Here is a 3467-nt window from a genome sequence, read left to right as displayed (position 1 = left end):
AATTGGCTTGTCTAACTTATCGATAGTAATAAAATTAAGGTCGTCAGCAATGAGTTCGGATGCAAAAACATCCTGATCTGATCCTACAACCACTTCGTTACGTTCTGCGTCGACTGCCACAACATATAAAGGTTTGCCAACTGCCAAGCCAAGACCTTTGCGTTGGCCAACAGTATAAAGCTGTACCCCTTGGTGTCTGCCTAGTACTTTACCAGTAACATCTACAATATTTCCTGGTTTAAGTGATTCAGGTATTCGTTCTTTTAAAAAGGCTTTATAGTCATCATTGGGTACAAAACAGATTTCTTGGCTATCCGGTTTATCTGCAACCGACAGTCCTAATTCTTTAGCCATCTTTCTTGTCTCAGTTTTCGTAAAACGACCCAAAGGCATCAGGAAATGGCGTAAAGTGTACTGATTTAAGTGATATAAAGCATAGGATTGATCTTTCGCTGGGTCGATTCCTTTTTTAAGAATATAACGCTGCCGGTTTTCATCATACATAATTTGCGCATAGTGGCCTGTAGCTACATACTCTGCACCCAGTGCCAGTGCTTTAGTTAACAGACCTTCGAATTTGACGTACCGATTACAGGCAATACAAGGGTTAGGTGTTCTGCCTGACGAGTATTCTTTCATAAAATACTTGACAACAGTCTCCTGGAACATATCACGGAAATTTAGTACATAGTATGGAATGCCAAGTTTATTGGCGACCCGTCTGGCGTCATCGACGGCTGATAGGGAACAACAACCTCGATTATCTGGATCATCATTGTTTACATCCTTTTCCCAGATTTGCATCGTTGCGCCGATTACATCATAGCCCTGATGAACAAGAAGGGCGGCAGTTAAAGAACTGTCCACCCCTCCGCTCATGGCTACAACCACTCTAGGTTTGTTGGCCATGTAGTTATCACTTTCCTTTTTTAGCAATGTAGTCCTTGATTGCTTCATGCAGCGCATCGGCTGCCAAGTTAGAACAGTGCATTTTTGCCGGAGGCAGACCACCTAACGCCTCGGCAACTGCCTGGTTGGAGATTTTTAAGGCTTCGTCCAGTGTTTTTCCTTTAACCATTTCGGTAACCATACTGCTGGTAGCGATAGCTGCTCCACAGCCGAAGGTTTTAAACTTAACATCTTTAATAATATCGTTTTCTACTTTCAGGTAGATCCGCATGATATCGCCACATTTGGCATTACCCACTTCACCGACACCGTCAGCATCGTTTATTTCGCCGACATTACGCGGATTGGAGAAATGGTCCATAACTTTGTCATTATACATAGTATCCTCTCCTCAACCTTAGATTAGTGATGATGATGGCAAGTAGAGCAAGGATTAGACGGTTTAAATTCGGCAGCGCTACCATATAGTGGCGACATGCTGCGAAGCCGTTCCACGATTTCAGGTAAAACTTCAAGGAAGTAGTTTACATCATCTTCTGTATTTCCTTTACCAAGTGTAACTCTAAGCGAGCCATGTGCTACTTCATGTGATAAACCCATAGCTAACAGGACATGCGATGGATCTAAAGAACCTGATGTGCAGGCTGAACCGCTGGAAGCAGCAATTCCTTTCATATCAAGATTTAAAAGCAGTGATTCGCCTTCGATGAATAGAAAGCTGAAATTTGCATTGCCTGGCATTCGCTTTTCCGGATGACCATTCAATTTTACATGGGGAATTTTTTCCATGACACCAGCAATTAGTTTGTCGCGTAAGCCTTTAATGTACGCTACTTTTTTATTCATATCACGTTTAGCAATTTCTGCCGCTTTTCCTAATCCGACGATACCTGGTACATTTTCGGTACCAGCACGCATATTGCGTTCATGACCACCACCATGCTGGATTTCTTCAATTTTTACACCACGTCGAATATAGAGGGCACCCACTCCTTTGCTAGCATGGAATTTATGGCCTGATAATGTTAATAAATCTATATTTAATTCTTTAACATCGATTGGATAATTGCCAGCGACCTGTACGGCATCAGTGTGAAAATAAATTCCTTTTTCTCGTGCAAGTTGTCCAATTTCTTTGATTGGTTGAATGGTTCCGACCTCATTATTGGCAAACATAACACTAATCAGTATGGTTTTGTCAGTAATCGCATTTTTTAAATCTTCCATACGAATCATGGCGTTTTCATCTACCGGCAGATATGTAACGGTAAAGCCTTGCTTTTCAAGGTATTCACACGTATGGAGAACAGCATGATGTTCAATCGCTGTAGTGATTATATGATTGCCTTTTTTGCGATTAGCATAGGCTACACCTTTAATTGCTAAGTTATCCCCTTCGGTGCCACCACTGGTAAAGAAAATTTCCTTTGGCTCGGCGTTAATTAGAGCAGCCACCTTTTCGCGAGCTTCTTCAATGGCTTTGCGAGTTTCGCGGCCAAAAGCATGGACGCTAGATGGATTACCAAATTTATCGGTCATGTACTCTAGCATCAGTTCTGCAACTTCCCGGTCAACTGGGGTGGTGGCAGAATGGTCAAAATAAATACGCTTCATGTTACTCATCTCCTTGTTCTTTCTCTTCTTTGCATAAGTCTGCAAGGGTAATTGAGTCTATCACTGAATTAATACTGTCTCTTACCTTTGCCCAAACACCACGGGTAACACATATATCAACCCGTTCGCAGAAGGTGCTACTTGCATCATCAGCCAGTAAACAGTCAACCGGAGCAATTGGCCCTTCCATAATTCGGATGATATCACCAACCGAAATCTCTGCTGGGTTTTTCGTCAATGCATAACCGCCTTGGGCTCCCCGGACACTTTTTACATATCCGGCTTTTCTTAATGTACCCATTAACTGTTCCAAATAATGTTCGGATATCCCTTGACGCTGAGCTACGCTTTTAAGGGAAATGGCACCTTTTCCATAATGCAGGGCCAAATCGTACATGGCGGCTACGCCATATCTTCCTTTTGTTGATAGTTTCACTGCAACCTCTCCCGTCTCGGTTTTTCCGAGTATTATGATAGGAATTCTTGCCTTTGCATTTAATATAACAAAATTATGGACAATTGTAAAGAAGATCCAACGTAATTTATTTTAGTATTGGTCTTGACGATATTTCTCTATTCGCCTGTTCAAGTATTATATTCGTATCTTCAGTTATCATTTTTGTCATTTCAGAGCATAATACTTGAATTGTAAAAATTATCATAGTAGAATATTGACTTTAACTGATTGACTATGTTATTTTTTAAACATACTATAATATTTTAGGAGGTTATCATGAGTCTCAATGCTAGTAACACACAATCAGTCAAAATTGTCACGGCAGACCCAAGTGGGTTAGGTCTCTTTGGGTTAGCAATGGTTACTTTAGTAGCCTCAACGCAAAAACTTGGCTGGACTACCGGATTATCTTTTGTTCTTCCTTGGGCAATTTTTTTGGGGGCGATCGCTCAATTAATCGCTTGTTTTAATGACTTCAAACACAATA

At 41.2% G+C, this 3467-nt stretch carries 4 protein-coding genes and 1 pseudogene; 1 reads left to right on the top strand and 4 read right to left on the bottom strand.

Annotated elements, in window-relative coordinates:
* From mnmA to AC29Z1_RS15285, 4 genes are all read right to left on the bottom strand, one after another.
* The coding region (gene mnmA, locus AC29Z1_RS15300; protein WP_488272321.1) for a tRNA 2-thiouridine(34) synthase MnmA at nucleotides 1–909 on the bottom strand (909 nt) is incomplete at its 3' end.
* Nucleotides 910–916: 7 nt separating this feature from the next.
* Complete coding sequence (nifU, locus tag AC29Z1_RS15295) at nucleotides 917–1288, bottom strand: Fe-S cluster assembly scaffold protein NifU (protein ID WP_488272320.1); 372 nt, start codon at nucleotides 1286–1288, stop codon at nucleotides 917–919.
* A gap of 23 nt (nucleotides 1289–1311) precedes the next feature.
* On the bottom strand, nucleotides 1312–2523 hold the full coding sequence (gene nifS, locus AC29Z1_RS15290) for a cysteine desulfurase NifS (RefSeq protein ID WP_488272319.1): 1212 nt from the start codon (nucleotides 2521–2523) through the stop codon (nucleotides 1312–1314).
* A 1-nt stretch (nucleotide 2524) separates the two neighbouring features.
* Nucleotides 2525–2959, bottom strand: a complete 435-nt coding sequence (locus AC29Z1_RS15285) for an RrF2 family transcriptional regulator (RefSeq protein WP_488272318.1) — start codon at nucleotides 2957–2959, stop codon at nucleotides 2525–2527.
* 297 nt (nucleotides 2960–3256) lie between these two features.
* On the opposite strand from AC29Z1_RS15285, the pseudogene AC29Z1_RS15280 reads away from it, so the two are divergent.
* Nucleotides 3257–3467 (top strand): annotated as a pseudogene (locus tag AC29Z1_RS15280) (acetate uptake transporter); the annotation flags it as partial.

The organism is Sporomusa sp., from assembly GCF_057736855.1.
Note: the sequence above shows the minus strand (reverse complement) of the source record. Positions and strands in the feature narration are given on the sequence as shown.